The sequence below is a fragment of the Kribbella sp. NPDC051770 genome (assembly GCF_040681455.1).
Classification (GTDB): domain Bacteria; phylum Actinomycetota; class Actinomycetes; order Propionibacteriales; family Kribbellaceae; genus Kribbella.
On sequence record NZ_JBFAYT010000014.1, the window covers coordinates 165,269 to 180,032 of the forward strand.

General features: G+C 70.7%; 18 protein-coding genes. 12 read left to right on the forward strand and 6 right to left on the reverse strand.

The features are described from left to right. The first annotated feature begins 2 nt into the window (after nucleotides 1-2). The 4 genes from AB0M01_RS34290 to AB0M01_RS34305 all read left to right on the forward strand — a co-directional run bounded on the left by AB0M01_RS34290 (nucleotide 3) and on the right by AB0M01_RS34305 (nucleotide 1,980). A complete protein-coding gene (locus AB0M01_RS34290) occupies nucleotides 3-260 on the forward strand; it encodes a DUF6510 family protein (RefSeq protein ID WP_363676646.1) in 258 nt (85 codons plus the stop codon). After that, entirely contained in the window at nucleotides 253-588 is a 336-nt protein-coding gene (locus AB0M01_RS34295; protein WP_363676647.1) for a hypothetical protein, read from the forward strand. Before AB0M01_RS34290 ends, AB0M01_RS34295 begins: the two co-directional genes overlap by 8 nt. A gap of 105 nt (nucleotides 589-693) precedes the next feature. After that, nucleotides 694-1,350, forward strand: coding sequence for a sigma-70 family RNA polymerase sigma factor (locus tag AB0M01_RS34300; protein WP_363676648.1), 657 nt, complete (start codon nucleotides 694-696; stop codon nucleotides 1,348-1,350). A 30-nt stretch (nucleotides 1,351-1,380) separates the two neighbouring features. Beyond that, nucleotides 1,381-1,980, forward strand: a complete 600-nt coding sequence (locus AB0M01_RS34305; protein WP_363676649.1) for a sulfite oxidase-like oxidoreductase — start codon at nucleotides 1,381-1,383, stop codon at nucleotides 1,978-1,980. Between the two features lies 1 nt (nucleotide 1,981). Here AB0M01_RS34305 and AB0M01_RS34310 read toward each other — a convergent pair whose 3' ends face one another. Then, the gene (locus AB0M01_RS34310) at nucleotides 1,982-2,836 is read right to left on the reverse strand and encodes an alpha/beta fold hydrolase (protein WP_363676650.1); all 855 of its coding nucleotides are present in this window, start codon (nucleotides 2,834-2,836) and stop codon (nucleotides 1,982-1,984) included. Nucleotides 2,837-2,981: 145 nt separating this feature from the next. Between AB0M01_RS34310 and AB0M01_RS34315 the strand changes: the two genes are divergently transcribed. Further along, on the forward strand, nucleotides 2,982-3,620 hold the full coding sequence (locus AB0M01_RS34315) for a TetR family transcriptional regulator (RefSeq protein WP_363676651.1): 639 nt from the start codon (nucleotides 2,982-2,984) through the stop codon (nucleotides 3,618-3,620). 30 nt (nucleotides 3,621-3,650) lie between these two features. Further along, nucleotides 3,651-4,406: an SDR family NAD(P)-dependent oxidoreductase gene (locus AB0M01_RS34320; protein WP_363676652.1), complete on the forward strand. Its 756-nt coding sequence runs from the start codon at nucleotides 3,651-3,653 to the stop codon at nucleotides 4,404-4,406. On the opposite strand, the gene AB0M01_RS34325 is transcribed toward AB0M01_RS34320, so the two are convergent. Further along, a complete protein-coding gene (locus tag AB0M01_RS34325) occupies nucleotides 4,403-5,365 on the reverse strand; it encodes a magnesium and cobalt transport protein CorA (protein WP_363676653.1) in 963 nt (320 codons plus the stop codon). The genes AB0M01_RS34320 and AB0M01_RS34325 overlap by 4 nt on opposite strands. A 125-nt stretch (nucleotides 5,366-5,490) precedes the next feature. Between AB0M01_RS34325 and AB0M01_RS34330 the strand changes: the two genes are divergently transcribed. Then, nucleotides 5,491-6,258: an SDR family oxidoreductase gene (locus AB0M01_RS34330; protein ID WP_363676654.1), complete on the forward strand. Its 768-nt coding sequence runs from the start codon at nucleotides 5,491-5,493 to the stop codon at nucleotides 6,256-6,258. Nucleotides 6,259-6,330: 72 nt separating this feature from the next. Further along, nucleotides 6,331-7,320: an N-acetyltransferase gene (locus AB0M01_RS34335; RefSeq protein WP_363676655.1), complete on the forward strand. Its 990-nt coding sequence runs from the start codon at nucleotides 6,331-6,333 to the stop codon at nucleotides 7,318-7,320. Nucleotides 7,321-7,325: 5 nt separating this feature from the next. Here the strand turns inward: AB0M01_RS34335 and AB0M01_RS34340 are convergent, their stop codons facing one another. From AB0M01_RS34340 to AB0M01_RS34350, 3 genes are all read right to left on the reverse strand, one after another. Next, the gene (locus AB0M01_RS34340; protein WP_363676656.1) at nucleotides 7,326-8,507 is read right to left on the reverse strand and encodes an MFS transporter; all 1,182 of its coding nucleotides are present in this window, start codon (nucleotides 8,505-8,507) and stop codon (nucleotides 7,326-7,328) included. Nucleotides 8,508-8,574: 67 nt separating this feature from the next. After that, nucleotides 8,575-9,681 carry a hypothetical protein gene (locus tag AB0M01_RS34345; protein ID WP_363676657.1) on the reverse strand — a complete coding sequence of 369 codons (1,107 nt, stop codon included), beginning with the start codon at nucleotides 9,679-9,681 and terminating at the stop codon, nucleotides 8,575-8,577. A 121-nt stretch (nucleotides 9,682-9,802) separates the two neighbouring features. After that, on the reverse strand, nucleotides 9,803-10,663 hold the full coding sequence (locus AB0M01_RS34350; protein ID WP_363676658.1) for a helix-turn-helix domain-containing protein: 861 nt from the start codon (nucleotides 10,661-10,663) through the stop codon (nucleotides 9,803-9,805). 102 nt (nucleotides 10,664-10,765) lie between these two features. On the opposite strand from AB0M01_RS34350, the gene AB0M01_RS34355 reads away from it, so the two are divergent. From AB0M01_RS34355 to raiA, 4 genes are all read left to right on the forward strand, one after another. Then, the gene (locus AB0M01_RS34355; protein ID WP_363676659.1) at nucleotides 10,766-11,950 is read left to right on the forward strand and encodes an MFS transporter; all 1,185 of its coding nucleotides are present in this window, start codon (nucleotides 10,766-10,768) and stop codon (nucleotides 11,948-11,950) included. A gap of 96 nt (nucleotides 11,951-12,046) precedes the next feature. Further along, nucleotides 12,047-12,973, forward strand: a complete 927-nt coding sequence (locus tag AB0M01_RS34360) for an AEC family transporter (protein ID WP_363676660.1) — start codon at nucleotides 12,047-12,049, stop codon at nucleotides 12,971-12,973. 55 nt (nucleotides 12,974-13,028) lie between these two features. Then, nucleotides 13,029-13,718, forward strand: a complete 690-nt coding sequence (locus AB0M01_RS34365; protein ID WP_363676661.1) for a phosphoribosyltransferase family protein — start codon at nucleotides 13,029-13,031, stop codon at nucleotides 13,716-13,718. A gap of 216 nt (nucleotides 13,719-13,934) precedes the next feature. Continuing rightward, nucleotides 13,935-14,558 carry a ribosome-associated translation inhibitor RaiA gene (gene raiA / locus AB0M01_RS34370; RefSeq protein ID WP_363676667.1) on the forward strand — a complete coding sequence of 208 codons (624 nt, stop codon included), beginning with the start codon at nucleotides 13,935-13,937 and terminating at the stop codon, nucleotides 14,556-14,558. Here the strand turns inward: raiA and AB0M01_RS34375 are convergent. Then, the coding region (locus tag AB0M01_RS34375; RefSeq protein WP_363676662.1) for a hypothetical protein at nucleotides 14,555-14,764 on the reverse strand (210 nt) is incomplete at its 5' end. The two genes, raiA and AB0M01_RS34375, sit on opposite strands and share 4 nt — an antisense overlap.

Consider the following 14,764-nt stretch of genomic DNA (forward strand, 5'->3'; position numbering starts at 1 on the left):
CGATGGAACCCGTTGACGGCAACGCCATCGCCGGTGTCATGCACGACCTTTTCGCGCACGACATGACCACGGTGGAGTACCGGTGCGCAGGCTGCGGCAATGCTGGGGTGATAGCCGAGCTGGTCGTGTACAGGTCCGGCCCCGGCACTGTCGCGCGGTGCCGGGGCTGCGACGCGATCCTGCTGATACTCACCGAGCGGCGCGGGATGCACTGCCTCGACCTGCCCGCAATGACGATCCAGGAAGGTGCTCATGGCTGAACAGCTGCAGGGAATCGAAGCGGAGGACGGCGGGATCGTTGCCGCCGGCGACATTCCGGGGGCGGTGACCGCCGGCCGGCTGCGGTACGCCGACGGCGCGACCCAGGTCTTCACCAGCGACGGACGGACGACGTACTCCGAACGCGGTGGCGACAGCGCCGGGGAGTGGTCGGTCGACGGCGACGGGCGGTTCTGCTCGTTCTGGCCGCCGTCGTACCGGGCCTGCTACACGCTGCGCTGGATCGTCGAGGACCGGCGGATCGTCGGGCTCGCCTTCACCGGGCTGAACGACGGGGTGACGTTCGAAGGCCGCTACACAGTGGACTAGATCGACCAGTTAACTCCTCGGCGACGAGTAGACTATGGCTGAAATGGACGGTATCGTCCATCTTGTTCTTGTATCAGCCGCTACGGACGATCTCTGGAGAGCGAAGTGGTCGAGTCCCTGCCCCAGACGCGGTCCGTCTCCGCCGAGGCGGCGGCGGAGAACCGCGCCTGGGTCAGCGACCTGAGCAGCACCGGCGACCGGCGCGAGCTCGCCAGCCGGCGCCTGTACGACGTACTCCTGCGCGCGGCCCGCTCCGAGGCGGGCCGCCGGGCCGCGCGGCTGCGGCTGGCCGGTCCCGAACTGGACGACATCGCCCACCAGGCGGCCGCGGACGCGCTGCTCGCGATCTGCGGCAAGGTCGAGACGTTCCGCGGCGACTGCAAGTTCACCACCTGGGCGTACAAGTTCGTGATCTTCGACGTCGGGGCCAAGGTGAACCGGCACTTCTGGCAGCGCGCCGGGGTCGCCTTCGACGAGGAGGACTGGGAGCGCCTTCCGGCCCGGCTCGGGGTCGGGCCGGAGGCGCACGCCGAGAGCCGCGACCTGATGGCCGCCGTACGCCGTGCTGTCGACGAGACGCTGACGGCCAAGCAGCGCACGGTCTTCGTCGCCCTGGTCCTGAACGGCATGCCGACCGACGTGCTCGCCGAGCAGCTCGGCGCGACCCAGAACGCGATCTACAAGACGATGTTCGACGCCCGCCGCAAACTCCGCACCGCCCTGATCGCCGCGGGCTACCTGCAGGAGCACCAGCCCGCGTGAGAACATCGCGACACAGGGCGGGAGGTTCAGATGGCAGTCGTCAACCGCGGCTTCGAGGGACGAGGTAACTCCGGCGAGCGCGAGCTTCCGCCCGGGCAGCATCTCACCACTGACTTCCCGGTGCTCTCCACGAGCGTCACCCCGCTGATCCCGAAGGACAAGTGGGAGCTGACGCTCACCTCGGAAACCGGCGCCGAGCGCCGGTGGACGTGGCGCGACCTGCGCGCGCTTCCCACCGAGTCGGTGGTCGCCGACATCCACTGCGTCACCCGGTGGTCCAAGCTCGACACCACCTGGGAAGGCGTCTCCGTCGACACACTGCTCGCCGACGTGAGCACGGAGGCGACGCACGTCCTGGCGAGCTCGTACGGCGGCTACACGACCAACCTTCCGCTGACCGACCTCCTGGGCGGGAAGGCCTGGATCGTCCACCGGTACGACGGGAAGGACCTCCCCGCGTTGCACGGTGGTCCGGTCCGGCTGCTCGTGCCGCATCTGTACTTCTGGAAGTCGGCCAAGTGGCTCAACGGTCTGCGGTTGCTGCGGCGCGACGAGCCCGGTTTCTGGGAGCGGGCCGGGTACCACAACCACGGCGACCCGTGGCGCGAGGAACGCTACGAGTTCGACTGAGCTACCTGATCACGTCGTGGTAGAAGCTCTTGATCTCGGCAACGATCTCCTGGAGGCGGTCCTCGAGGGCGTAGTGGCCGGAGTCGAGGCGGATCAGGCGGGCGTCGGGGAGATCGCGGAGGTAGGCCTCGCCGCCGGCCGGGGTGAAGAAGTAGTCGCCCTGGCCCCAGAGGACCAGGGTCTTCGGTTGGTCGCGGCGGAACCGGCGCTGCCAGGCGGCGTACCGGGCGGCGTTCGTGCGGTAGTCGTACAAGAGGTCGAGCTGTACCTCGCGGGCCCACGGTCGGGTGAGGTGACGCAGCTCGAGGTTCCAGCTGTCGGGGCTGATCCTGGCCGGGTCCGGATGGCCGGTGAGGTGGACCGACTTGAGTGTCTGTGGGGCGAGCAACGCCTCGACCGGCGCGGTGTCGCGGGTGGTCCAGAAGCCGTTCCGCACGTGCTCCCAGATCGGAGTGAACCCCTCGTCGTAGCTGTTGGCGTTCTGGATGATCTGCCACTGCAGCCAGTCGGGGTGCAGGGAGATCAGCCGGTTGCCGATCGGGCCGCCGTGGCCCTGCAGGTACAGGCCCATCGGGCCGGTGAAGCCGATCGCGAGCAGCGCCTCGTCGACGATCTCGGTGAGGCTGTCGAAGGTGTAGTCCCAGCCGGCCGGATCCGGGCTCTCGGAGTTGCCGAAGCCGGGGTAGTCGACCGCGAGCAGATGGAATCGATCAGCCAGCGCCGGCAACAGACACCGGAACTGGTACGACGCCGCGGCCGACCCGCCGAGCAGCAGTACCTTCGGCGCACCCGGCCGGCCCGCTTCGCGGTAGAAGATCTCGAGCCCGCCCGCGGACACGGTCCGAAAACTCGTCATCGGCACTCCCCAGACTCCGTACGCCGTCCTCAGGAGACTTGGTGTCGGTGCGGCGCGGAGGCTTACCTCGCTCGCGCGGTTACGGTCCGAGGAGGAAAGGCCCGAAGCGGAGGCGCCCGCCGCCTGACCCGGATAGGCTCGTCGTGTGCCCGGGACCGTGCAGGACGCCGACCGCCGTCTCACGGCGCGCGGCGCGGCCACGCGGGCCCGGATCGTCGCGGCCGCCGACGAGCTGATGTCGCTCAAGGGCGCCACCGCGACCACGCTCGACGACGTGATCGCGGCGAGCGGGACCAGCAAGTCGCAGCTCTACCGGCACTTCCCCGACAAGAGCGCGCTGGCCCTGGCCGTTGTCGCGCGGCGTGGCGGCCGGGTGCTCGAGCGGGAGGAGCAGTACCTGCAGCGGGTCGACTCGTTCAGTGGGCTCGACCGCTGGTGCCGGGCGATTCTCCAGCGCGTCACCGTACGCCGGGGAGCCCGTGGCTGCGAGCTCGGCGCCCTGTCGACCGAGGTCTCCGACCACGACGAGGCGGCCCGGATCGATCTCGACGAGCACCTGACCACCTGGATCTCTCTGCTGACCGCGGTGCTGGAGCGGATGCGGGCGAACGGCATGCTCGCCGAGGACGCCGATCCGCGCACGCTGGCGACCGGGATCATGGCCGCGCTGCAGGGCGGGTACGTGCTGGCGCAGGCCGCCCGCGACCCGGGGCCGATGCGGATCGCGCTCGAGCTGGCGATGGACTCGGTCCGGGTGCACGCGAAGGTACCGGCGCGTAGGTAAGAAGCGGTCGCCGTCCGTGCTCCAACAAGCATGTTCACAGGCGAGAGACCCCGAAGACCGTTCGATGGCCGAGTCGCCCTGGTCACCGGGGCCGGCGGCGCCGTCGAGCGGGCGATCGCCGAGCAGCTGGGGGCGGCCGGTGCGGCGGTGGCGGTCGTCGCGCAGTCGCCGGCCCGGGTGGACGCCACGGTCGCGGCGGTCCGCGGGGCCGGTGGCGAGGCCGACGGGTTCATTGCGGACCTGAGCGATCCCGAGTCGGTGCCGGCGCTCGTCCAGGGCGTCGGGCAGGTGTTCGGCGAGGTCGACATCCTGGTCAACCACGCGGCGACGGTCGCGCCGCTCGGCGGGGTCAGCGCCCTCGAGCCGGCCGCCGTCCTGCACGCGTTCACCGTCAACGTCGCGAGTGTCGTGGTGCTCGCGGGGGCGGTGATCCCGCCGATGCTCGATCGGGGCTGGGGCCGGATCGTCAACGTGTGCGGTTCGGTCGGCGACCTGGTCTCCTGGCCCGGTGGCAACATCTACGCGGCCTGCGTCGCCGCGGTCGAGGCCCACACGGTCAACCTGGCCGCGGAGCTGGCCGGTACCGGGATCACCGTGAACGCACTGCGGGCTCAACGACCCGGTACCGCGCTGCAGAGATGGCTGGGCGGTGTCGATCCCGAGGCGGTCGACGATCCGCTGATCCGGCGCTTCATCGTCAGTGTCACCGAGCAGGGGACGGGCGAGTTCGCCGTACCGCTGGTGGATCACCTGGTCACGGCACAGACCGGCCGCATCTGGAGCTAGAGCCACCCGGCTCGCCGGAAACCGGCGTACAGGGCCGAGCATCCGGCGGCGATCAGCCCGAGGACCACGAAGTAGCCGTACTGCCAGTGCAGCTCGGGCATGCTGTCGAAGTTCATCCCGTAGATCGCGCAGACGACCGTCGGGCCGGCGGCGATCGCGATCCACGCCGAGATCCGGCGCATGTCGTCGTTCTGCTGCACGGAGACCCGCGCCGCGTGCGCGTCCAGGGCGGACCCGAGGAGCTTGTCGAGCGAGTCGGTCTGCTCGCAGACCCTGGCCACGTGACCGGCGACGTTGCGGAAGTAGACCGCGGCGTCCGCGTCGACGGGCAGCGTCGCGGTGCTGGCGAACTGCTCGATCGGCTCACGCAACGGTACGACGGCCCGGCGCATCTCCAGCACCTCGCGCTTCAGCATGTAGATGCGCTCGGCCTCGCTCGTGCAGCGTTCGCCGAAGACCGCCGTCTCGATCGCGTCGACGTCGGCCTGGATGGAGCCGGTCACCGATGCGTAGGTGTCGACGACCGCGTCGCAGATCGCCCACAGCACGGCCGCCGGGCCGTGGGACAGCGCGGCCGGCATCTCGTCGAGGGTGGCGCGGGCGCGCCGCAGGTCGCGGCGGTCGCCGTGCCCGACGGTGACCACGTAGTCGTGGCCGAGGAAGACGGTGACCTGTCCGGTCGTGACGGCTTGGACGTCGTCGAGGTAGCGCAACGTGCACAGTACGACGGCCATCGCGTTCCCGTAGCGCTCGAACTTCGGGCGCTGGTGCGCGGCCTGGGCGTCCTCGACCGCCAGCTCGTGCAGGCCGAACAGGCGCTGGACGTGGCGCAGCTCGGCGTCCGTCGGCTCGTGGAGATCGATCCAGGCGAACGCGGCGCCGGTCCGGTCCCCGGCGACGACGTCGGGGAGGCCCGTACGCCGGTCGCCGCCGGCGTACAGCTCGCTGTGAACGATCATCGGCCTCCCTTCCCGAGCACCCGGTTGGTGAGTGTCGATTCGCCTTGCTGTCTTACCGATCCGGCGTAAGACGCCGGACCGGACCGACACAGACGAGGTGAACTCGACGCGAAAGGGAGTGTGTGATGGGGAACTTCGACGGACGCAAACTGGTGGTGATCGGGGGCAGCAGCGGCATGGGCCGGCAGACCGCCGTGGACCTCGTGGCGCAGGGCGCCAAGGCGGTGATCGTGGGCCGCAGCCAGGCGAAGGTGGACGAGACGGTCGCCGAGCTCGGTGCCGACCGGGCCTGGGGAATCACCGCGGACCTGGCCGACCGCGACCAGGTCGAGGACGTGCGCAAGCAGCTGGCCGAGGACCACCCGGAGACCAGTCTGCTGGTGAACGCGGCCGGGTTCTTCATCCCGAAGAGCTTCCTGGACTACGAGGGGACGGACTACGACGCCTACCTGGAGCTCAGCCGGGCGACGTTCTTCCTGACCCAGACCGTGGTCCGCGGGATGCAGGTCGCCGGGAACGGCGGCTCGATCGTGAACATCGGTTCGATGTGGGCGCACCAGGCGGTCGCGGTGACTCCGGCCACCGGGTACTCGATGGCGAAGGCCGGGCTGCACGCGCTGACCCACAACCTGGCGATGGAGCTGGCCGGCGAGGGCATCCGGGTGAACGCGGTCGCGCCGGCGGTCGTCGCGACGCCGCTGTACGAAGGCTTCATCCCGAAGGACCAGCTGGCGCAGGCGATCCAGGAGTTCGACGCGTTCCACCCGCTCGGCCGGGTCGGTACGGCGGGCGACATCGCCTCGGCGATCAGCTTCCTGCTGTCCGACCAGGCGAGCTGGATCACCGGCGCGATCCTGAACGTCGACGGCGGCGTGATGGCCGGGCGGAGCTGATCGGACGCGCGCGCCGGGTAAGACCGGCGCGCCGCGGCGACACCATCGAAGGACCGGCGTGAGGAGGCCCGGATGAAGATCCTGCTGGACGACGAGCGTGCCCGGATCGTCGAGAACGCGGAGCTGGGGTACTACGAGCTCCGGTTCCGGACCGAGACCGCCGGCACGCTCGACTACCACGACGTGGACGGGCGGCGGGTCTTCGGGCTCACCCAGGTCCGGGCCGACCTGCGCGGGCGCGGGTTCGCGACACTGCTGATCCGGACCGTGTTCGACGACCTGGCGGCCTCGGAGGCCCAGGTCACCAACTACTGCCCGGCGATCGACCGCTTCCTGCGCAAGCACCCGGAGCACCATCGGCTGGTCGACGTACTGCAGCCGGGGATGTCGGATCGGCACGAGCTGGCGCGCACCGGGATCGCGGAGTCGCGGCTGGACGCGGCGCTGCGCTCCGAGCACGCGCGGCTGCACGACCTCGCCGCGGTGCCGAAGAGCCACGAGATCGCCTCGCACCATCGGCGGCACGGCGCCGACCTGTTCACGGCGTACACGGCTCAGCACCTGGCCGCCTCCGCCGACGTACTGCTCCGGCAAGCCAGGAACTGGCCGGCCGACGAGGTGTCGCGCTACCTGGGCAACCTCCGGAAGCTCGAGCAGTCCCTGCGTGTGCTCAAGGGCCGCCAGTACGGCGACCGCCGGTACCTGGAGCTGGGCCACGACGAGGTCTGGATGGTGATCGACAGACTCCTCGCCGAGCACGAGGCCCTCGAACGCGTCGTCGCCGCCCGGATCGCGGCCGACTCCGACAGCGACGCCCTGGCCGCCCACGCCGAGGAGCTGCTCGTCGCGCAGGACCACTCACCGACGCGCTCGCACCCCAACTCCCCGCACAGCGGCGTCGCCGGCCGCATCGCCCGTCGCCTGTGGCGGTTCGCCGACAGCACCGCCGACGACCTCGAAGGCCGCGTCGTCCCGGCCCGCTACCGCCGCCACCCGAAACACGACTCCGCCTTCTCCCACTACCTGCGCGGCACCCAGATCGACGAACTGCTGCAGGACTGAAGGATCTACCGACCGGCTCGTGAGCGGCCGGCTGCAGTGATGGTGAACAACGCGCACAGTAGCGCTAGTACGCCGTACCCGAAGGCGATGTGGGGCGGCGAGTAGACGGTGGACAGCCGGGCGGAGATCAGGCTCGGTAGCGTGGCGCTGCTGTAGCTGAGGAGATAGATCGTCGAGAAGATCGGCGCTCGGTCAGCGGGGGCGCTGCCGGTGAGCAGGCCGCGGGTGGCGGCGCTGATCGCGACGCCTTGAGCGGCTCCGGCGACGATGGACGCGGCGATGAACAGCGGCAGGGTGTGGGTGGTGATCGCGGCGAGCAGCCCGATCCATCCGGTGAGGAACGCGATCATGCCGATCCGCTGCGCCGTAGCCGGTGAGAAGCGGCCGCTGAGGGGCGCGCCCAGGGCGCTGGGGCCCATGTAGGCAGCGAAGACGAGTCCGAGGACGAGTGCGTTGCCGGTGCGGAGGTCTTCGGCGACCAGAGCGGGCACGAACGCTTGGTAGAACGCGCCGGTGGCCCACGTTGCCAGCAGCACCGCCGCCGCGACGGGGAGCAAGGCTCTGACTCTGGACGGTACGCCGACGCTGGGCCGCAGCGATCGCCGAGCGCCCGGGATCGGGGTGACCGTCTCGGGGCTGATGGCGATGAGGAGGACGGACAGCAAGAGCAGACTGATGACGACCAGGTAGATCAACTCCCGCGGCCACGGCCCGTACTGGACCAGCGCGCCGGAGGTGGTCGCGCCGACGGCGAGGCCGAACATGACTGTCTGGCTGGAAGCGACGGAGGCCAGCCACGCCGGTCTCGGGGGAGCGGCGTCGACGACGTACGCGGTGAGGCTGCTGCTCGCCAGCCCGGCGCCGAGGCCCATCAGGAACCGGCCGCCGATCAGTACGCCGATGTGGTGCACCTTCAGGAGCAGCACGCAGCCGGCGATGAGCAGCGCGAGGCTGGTGATCGCGACCGGGCGCCGGCCCAGATGAGTGGACAGGCGCCCCGTCACGAGCAGCGTGGTGAGAGTCGCCGCCGAGTACGCGACGACGGTCAGCGAGATGCCGCCGTTCGTGAAGCCCTCTTCCGCCCGGTAGAGGTTGAACAGCGGGATGGTCGAGCCGACGGCCGCGAAGGCGGCGATCAGCGAGAGCACCGCGGAGGCGAAGGCCAGTGATCTGTACGGCGTTCGCATCGTTCTACCTCCGGTCGAGGGGACGAGAGGTTGGTGGCGGATCCGTGCTGATTCTTACCTGTACCGGCTAGCTGGCGGCGATGCCCTCCGCGCCGGCGGCGTTCGGGACGACGGTGGTGCTGATCTTGGTGAGCGATCCGTTGGCGCCGATCCGGAACGCGTCGACAGCGCCGGCCTTGCCGGTTTGGACGTAGAGGTAGCGCCGGTCCGGGGTGACCGCGGCGTCGACGGTGCCTTCGCCGGTGGTGGTGTTGCCCAGGGCGACCGGCGAGCCGTCGCGCTCGGCGCGGTAGCCGGACAGCGAGTTGCTGCCCGCGTTGGACACGTAGTAGTTGCCTCCGGCAATGACAATCCAGCAGGTCGCGGCCTGGCCGGTCGGGGTGCGGTCGAGCAGACGCAGGCCGTGCCCGACGGCGTACGTCGCGACGGCGTTCGGGCCCGCCTCGGCCACGACCAGGTGGCCGTAGCGGTCGAAGTCGGCCGCGAACGGGACGTTGCCGGCGTCGTCGACGACGGTGGGCGTCTTCGCCAGCCCCAGGCCGTGCCGGCCGAACACGAGCAGGCTGTGGGTCGCGGCCTTGGTGGTGACGATGACCGAGGAGCCGTCCGGGGTCACGACGACCTGGCCGGGAGTGTGCGTGAACTCCTGCGGTCCCTTGGTGACGGGCAGGCCGAGGGAGCGATGCGTCAGCGGCACCAGGTGCCCGAGTACGGCGAGGTAGCCCTGGACGGCGCCGCCGGCGCGCGCGTTCAGGACGTACACCTCGGCGCCGTGCACGGCGACGCTGACGGGGAAGGTTCCCCCGGAGCCGACGACCTGGCGGCGTACCAGCCGGTCGCCGACGACACCGAAGACGGTGACGGTGTTGCTGCCCGCGTTGACGGCGTACAGGGTTCGGTGTGCCTTGTCGTAGGTGAGCGATCCCTGCGAGGCGAGGCGGTCGACCACCGCGCCTTCCAGGCTGCCGCCACGGCCGCCGGTCGGGTACGTCCCGGCCTTGTGCAGCGAGCCGTCGGACGACCGGCGGTAGGCCACGACCTGGTTGCCCGCAGGGTCGTCGTTCTGGACGAAGACCATGCCCTGCGACGCCGAAGCAGGCGCCGCCGCCGCGGGGGTGGCCGCGAGTCCGAGCGCGAGCGCGGAGACCGCCAGGACGGAGAGAGTGCGTTTCATCGTTCTCCTCGAATCGATTGGGGTGATTCGAGTTCCGGTGTCGCTGCGGCGAGCAGCCCTTACCCGGCGGCGAGAGATCGGTTGAGAATTCATCTACCGGCAGCTCCCGGCCGGAGCCCGCTCAGGTGGTCGACCGGGCCTCGGCGGCGTCCTCGCCCCAGCTGGCGAGGATTCTGAGTGCCTCGGCCGACTTCGACGCCGGCTCGGCGTGGTAGACCGACAAGGCCTGGTCCTGGTCGTCCGGCAGGGTGAAGGTCTCGTAGCCGACCCACAGCTCGCCGACCAGAGGATGGCTGATCCGCATCCGGTCGTGGGTCTTGCGCTTCACGTCGTGGGCGGCCCACAGCTCGCGGAACGGCTCGCTGCGGATCGACAGTTCGCCGACGAGCTCGTCGAGCAGCGGGTCGCCGGGGTGGCGGCCCGCGTCCAGGCGGAGTTGGCCGACGACGTCGGCGGCCTTCCGGGGCCAGTCGGCGAAGAGATCCCGGGCCGCCGGGTCCAGGAAGACGATCCGGGCCCAGTTCCGGTCGCGCGGCGCTCGCGCCGCCCAGTCGCCGAAGAGGGCGGACGCCGTACGGTTCCACGCCAGTACGTCGGTACGCCGCCCCCACACGTACGCCGGAGTGCCGTCGATCGCGTCCAGCATCAGCTGGAGCTCCGGGCGAACCCGCTGGCGTCGCGGGGCTGTAGGCCGCTGCCGGCGGGGCTGCGCGAGGTGCAGCAGGTGCGAGTGCTCGGCTTCGGTCAGCCTCAAGGCGTTGGAGATCGCATCCAGCACCTCCACCGACACATTGCGTGCGTTGCCCTGTTCCAGCCGCGTGTAGTACGCGACCGAGACCCCGGCGACCTGTGCCAGCTCCTCGCGACGCAGCCCGGGGACCCGCCTCCGGCGCCCGTACGACGGCAGCCCGAGGTCGCCGGGCTGCAACCGGGCCCGGCGGGTGCGCAGGAACTCGCTCAGCTCGCCCGGATCGTTGCCCATGACCCCAGTATTGCGCCGTACGCGCGGCTGAGCCTGTCCCTGCCAGTGGTACGAAAACCGGTGGCCTGGGTAGCCCCCGAACGCCGACGCACGCTGACAGTCGTGAACACCACCACTCTGACCCCGCCGGTCACGACCCGGCTTCCTGGCAAGGCCCTGTTCGGGCTGTTCCTCAGCGGTTTCATCGGCATTCTGACCGAGTGCCTGCCGGCCGGTCTGCTCCCCGAGATCGGCGCGACCCTGCACACCGACGTCGCGCTGACCGGACAGATCGTCACGATCTACGCGCTGGCCACCGCGCTCGCGGCGATCCCGTGGTCCCGGCTGACGGCGAGTTGGCCGCGTCGCAACGTGCTGCTGGTCGCACTGGCTGTCGTCGGCGTCACCAACGCGCTGACCGCGATCTCCACCAGCTACGCGCTGACGATGGTCATCCGGTTCGCCGCTGGTGTCGGCACCGCGCTGATCTGGCCGCTGCTCGCCGGGTACGCCGCCCGCCTCGCTCCGCAAGGGCGGCAGCGGCGGGCGATCGCGATCGCCCTGGCCGGTACGCCGCTGTCGCTCGCGCTCGGCGTACCGGTTGGCACCTGGCTGAGCCACTTCGGTGGCTGGCAGGTCGCGTTCTGGACCGCGACCGGGCTCGCGGTGCTGAACGCGGTGTGGGTCGTACTGACGCTGCCGAACCTGCCGGGGCAAGCGGCCGACGAGCGGTTCACGGTCCGGCAGGTCCTGGTGATCCCGGGCCTGCGGACGATCCTCGTCGCGACCGCGGCGTACATGGTTGCCCACAACATCGTTTACACCTACGTCACCGACTTCCTGGACCACGTCGGGATGAGCCGGCAGACCGGCTGGGTGCTGTTCGCCTTCGGTGTGACGGCGGTGCTGAGCGTGCTGCTGGTCGGTGCCCACATCGACCATCACCTGCGCAAGCTGGTCGTCGGCAGCACGCTGCTGTTCGCGGTCAGCGTGCTGGTGCTCGCGGTGCTGTCCGGTACGCCGGTGCTCGTGTACGTCGCGGCCGCGGCCTGGGGCTTCGCGTTCGGCAGTTCGCCGAGCCTGTTCATCGCGGCCGTGATCGACGCGACCGTCCCGGCCTCGGACGTCGCGCAGTCGGTGACGATCACGGTGATCTCGTCGTCCATCGCGCTCGGCGGCTTCCTCGGCGGGGTGCTGATCCCCGGGCTGGGCACGATGTCGCTGACCTGGGCGGCGCTGCTGCTCCTGGTCGTGGCGGCGGTCGCGGTGCTCGGCGGCCGGCGGTTCGCCTTCCCGCCGGGCGCCTGACTGTCCGCTTCCGGTCGTCCGGCATCCGGGACCGGCGGCGACCGGTGGGCGGACGGTTCTTAGCATGGAGGTAATGACAAAGTCCGAGGGCACCCGATGTCCTCCGTCCTGAGCGCGTTCTTCACGCTGGTCGCGGTCGCCGTGCTCGGGTACGTCGTCGGCCGGGCCGGCGTGCTGCGCAGCGAGGACGAGCAGGTGCTGTCCCGGCTGGCGTTCTTCGTGGCCACTCCGGCGCTGATGTTCGCCACCGTGGCCCGGGCGGACCTGAACGCGATCTTCTCGCCGGTGCTGCTGACCAGCCTGTCCTGCGTGCTGGTCGTCGTCGTGCTGTCGGTGACCGTGACGGCCCTGGTCCGGCACCGCGACCGGGCCCAGGCCACGATCGGCGCGCTCGCCGCGTCGTACGTGAACGCGGGGAACCTGGGGATCCCGGTCGCCGTCTACGTGCTCGGCGACGGCGCGCTGGTCGCGCCGATCGTGCTGTTCCAGCTCCTGGTGATGGCGCCGGTCGCGTTCGCCGTACTGGACGGTTACCGGCAAGGCTCCGGCCGGAGGGTGTCGCTGCGGACCGTCCTGACCCGCCCGCTGCGCAACCCGCTGACCGTGGCGTCGCTGCTGGGCCTGCTGGTCGCCGCTGTCGGCTTCGACCCACCGACACTTCTGATGCGCCCGGTCGAGCTGGTCGGCGCCGCCGGCGTCCCGGTCGCGCTGATCGCGTACGGGCTCAGCCTGAGCGGGCGGACCAGCACCCGCATCGGCCCGGCCCCGGACGTGGCCCTGGCGGTCTCGCTCAAGATCGTCCTCCAGCCCGTCATCGCGTACGCCGTCGGTCGCTGGGTTCTCGGCTTGGAGGGCCACGCGCTGCTGGCGCCGACCCTGCTCGCAGCCCTCCCGACGGCACAGAACGTTTACGTGTACGCCGTGCACTACCGGACCGGTCAGCAGCTGGCCCGGAGCACGGTCATGCTCACGACGCTGCTCGCGATCCCCACGATGACGCTGATCACCGGGTTGCTCGCCTGAGGTTTTCCACAACCCCGGTTTGTCCGGGCGGGACTCCGAGGCGCAGGGTTCGGGGGTGGGACTCCGGGACGCGTGGGTGGATCTCCTCCTCGGCGGCTCCTGCGCCGGCTGCGCGCGCCCCGGCGTCACCCTGTGCCTCGGCTGCCGCGCCGAACTGGCAGCCCTCACTCCGTTTCCCGCCGCGCCAACGCCTGTGCCGCCCGGATTCCCGCCCGCGACCGCCTGCGCGCCGTACGAAGGTGTCCTCCGCCGGCTGCTCCTCGAGCACAAGGAGCACGCCCGCTACGCCCTCGCCGAGCCCCTCGGCCGGACCCTCGCGACCGCTGTCGCCGCGGCGATCTCCCCAGGTCGCGCCGCCTGGCTCTGCCCGATCCCCTCGGCCCGCGCGACCGTCCGCGCCCGCGGTCACGAACCGCTGCGCCGGATCGCGATCGTTGCCGCCCGCCACCTGTCCGAAAACGGGTACGACGTCCGTCTGGCGGCGGCTCTCAAGCTGCTCCGGCGGCCTGCGGACCAGGCCGGGCTGTCCGCGCAGGAGCGGATCGCCAACGTGGAAGGCGTCTTCGGCGTGCGTTCGCGCTGGGCTGAAACCCTGACAACTCAACCGGTCCTGCTGGTCGACGACGTGCTGACCACCGGTTCCACGCTCAGCCAGGCCGCCGGAGCCTTGGAAACAACGGGAATCGCGGTGCTCGGATCCGCCGTGCTGGCCGCGACCCGGCGGCACGCGACGCCCGGTTCATGAGAACTTCCCTACCGGTTTTCGCCGAAGCCGACTAGCGTTGGCCTATGACACCCGCTAGGGCTTGTCGGGCAGTGAAGTGGCGCAGGACCGGATCAGCCGGATTCCTGGCCACGGAGTCCGACCGGCTTGTGAGCGGGTGTTCTCGTTTCGGGCACCTGCCGACAGGTAACGGGGGTCCCGAGACGTAAAAGAAGTCGCCGATCGATGGAGGTTTCCGTGGACGTCGTTGTCAAGGGTCATCACTGCGAGGTCAGTGACCGCTTCCGGCAGTACGTCGAGGAAAAGCTCGCCAGGATCGAGAAGGTCGATCACCGGGTGCTGCGATGCGAGGTGGAAGTCAGTCAGGAGAAGAACCCGCGACAGCACGATCGGGCGATGAGGGTCGAGCTCACCATGTACACCAAGGGCCCGGTGGTCCGGGCCGAGGCGTGCGGGGAGACCAAGCAGGCGGCGTTCGACGTCAGCCTGGACCGGCTGCGGGCCCAGGTCCGCAAGGCCGCCGACCGCCGCCGCGTGCACCGCGGCGAGCACGCGCCCGAGGGCCTGCGGCACGTGAACGCCAAGCAGACGTTCAACGGAGCCGACGTGGTGGTTGAGGAGACCGCCGAGGACGAGATCCCGACCCAGAAGTTCGGCTCGCTGACGGTGACCGGTGACGGCCCGCTGGTGATGCGCGAGAAGACCCACACCGCCAAGCCGATGTCGCTCGACCAGGCCCTCTACGAGCTCGAACTGGTCGGCCACGACTTCTACCTGTTCGTCGACGCCGACGAGAACCAGCCCAGCGTCGTCTACCGCCGCCGCGGCTACGACTACGGCGTGATCCGCCTGGCCGTCTAGCCCGGCCGGTCGCACTCGGCGAGCAGCCGGCGGGTCCGCAGTACGCCGGTGCCGTTGGCGGAGCGATCCGCCGTACCGAGTGCACGGAGCAGCAGCTCGCGGGGGGGCGGAGGGCGCCCCCGAGGCCGGTCCCGCGCGGCCCGCCCGCGCGCGACCGCGGGCAGCCCCCTCGGCGGCGGCGGCGCGGCGGACGCCCCCGCCGCCCG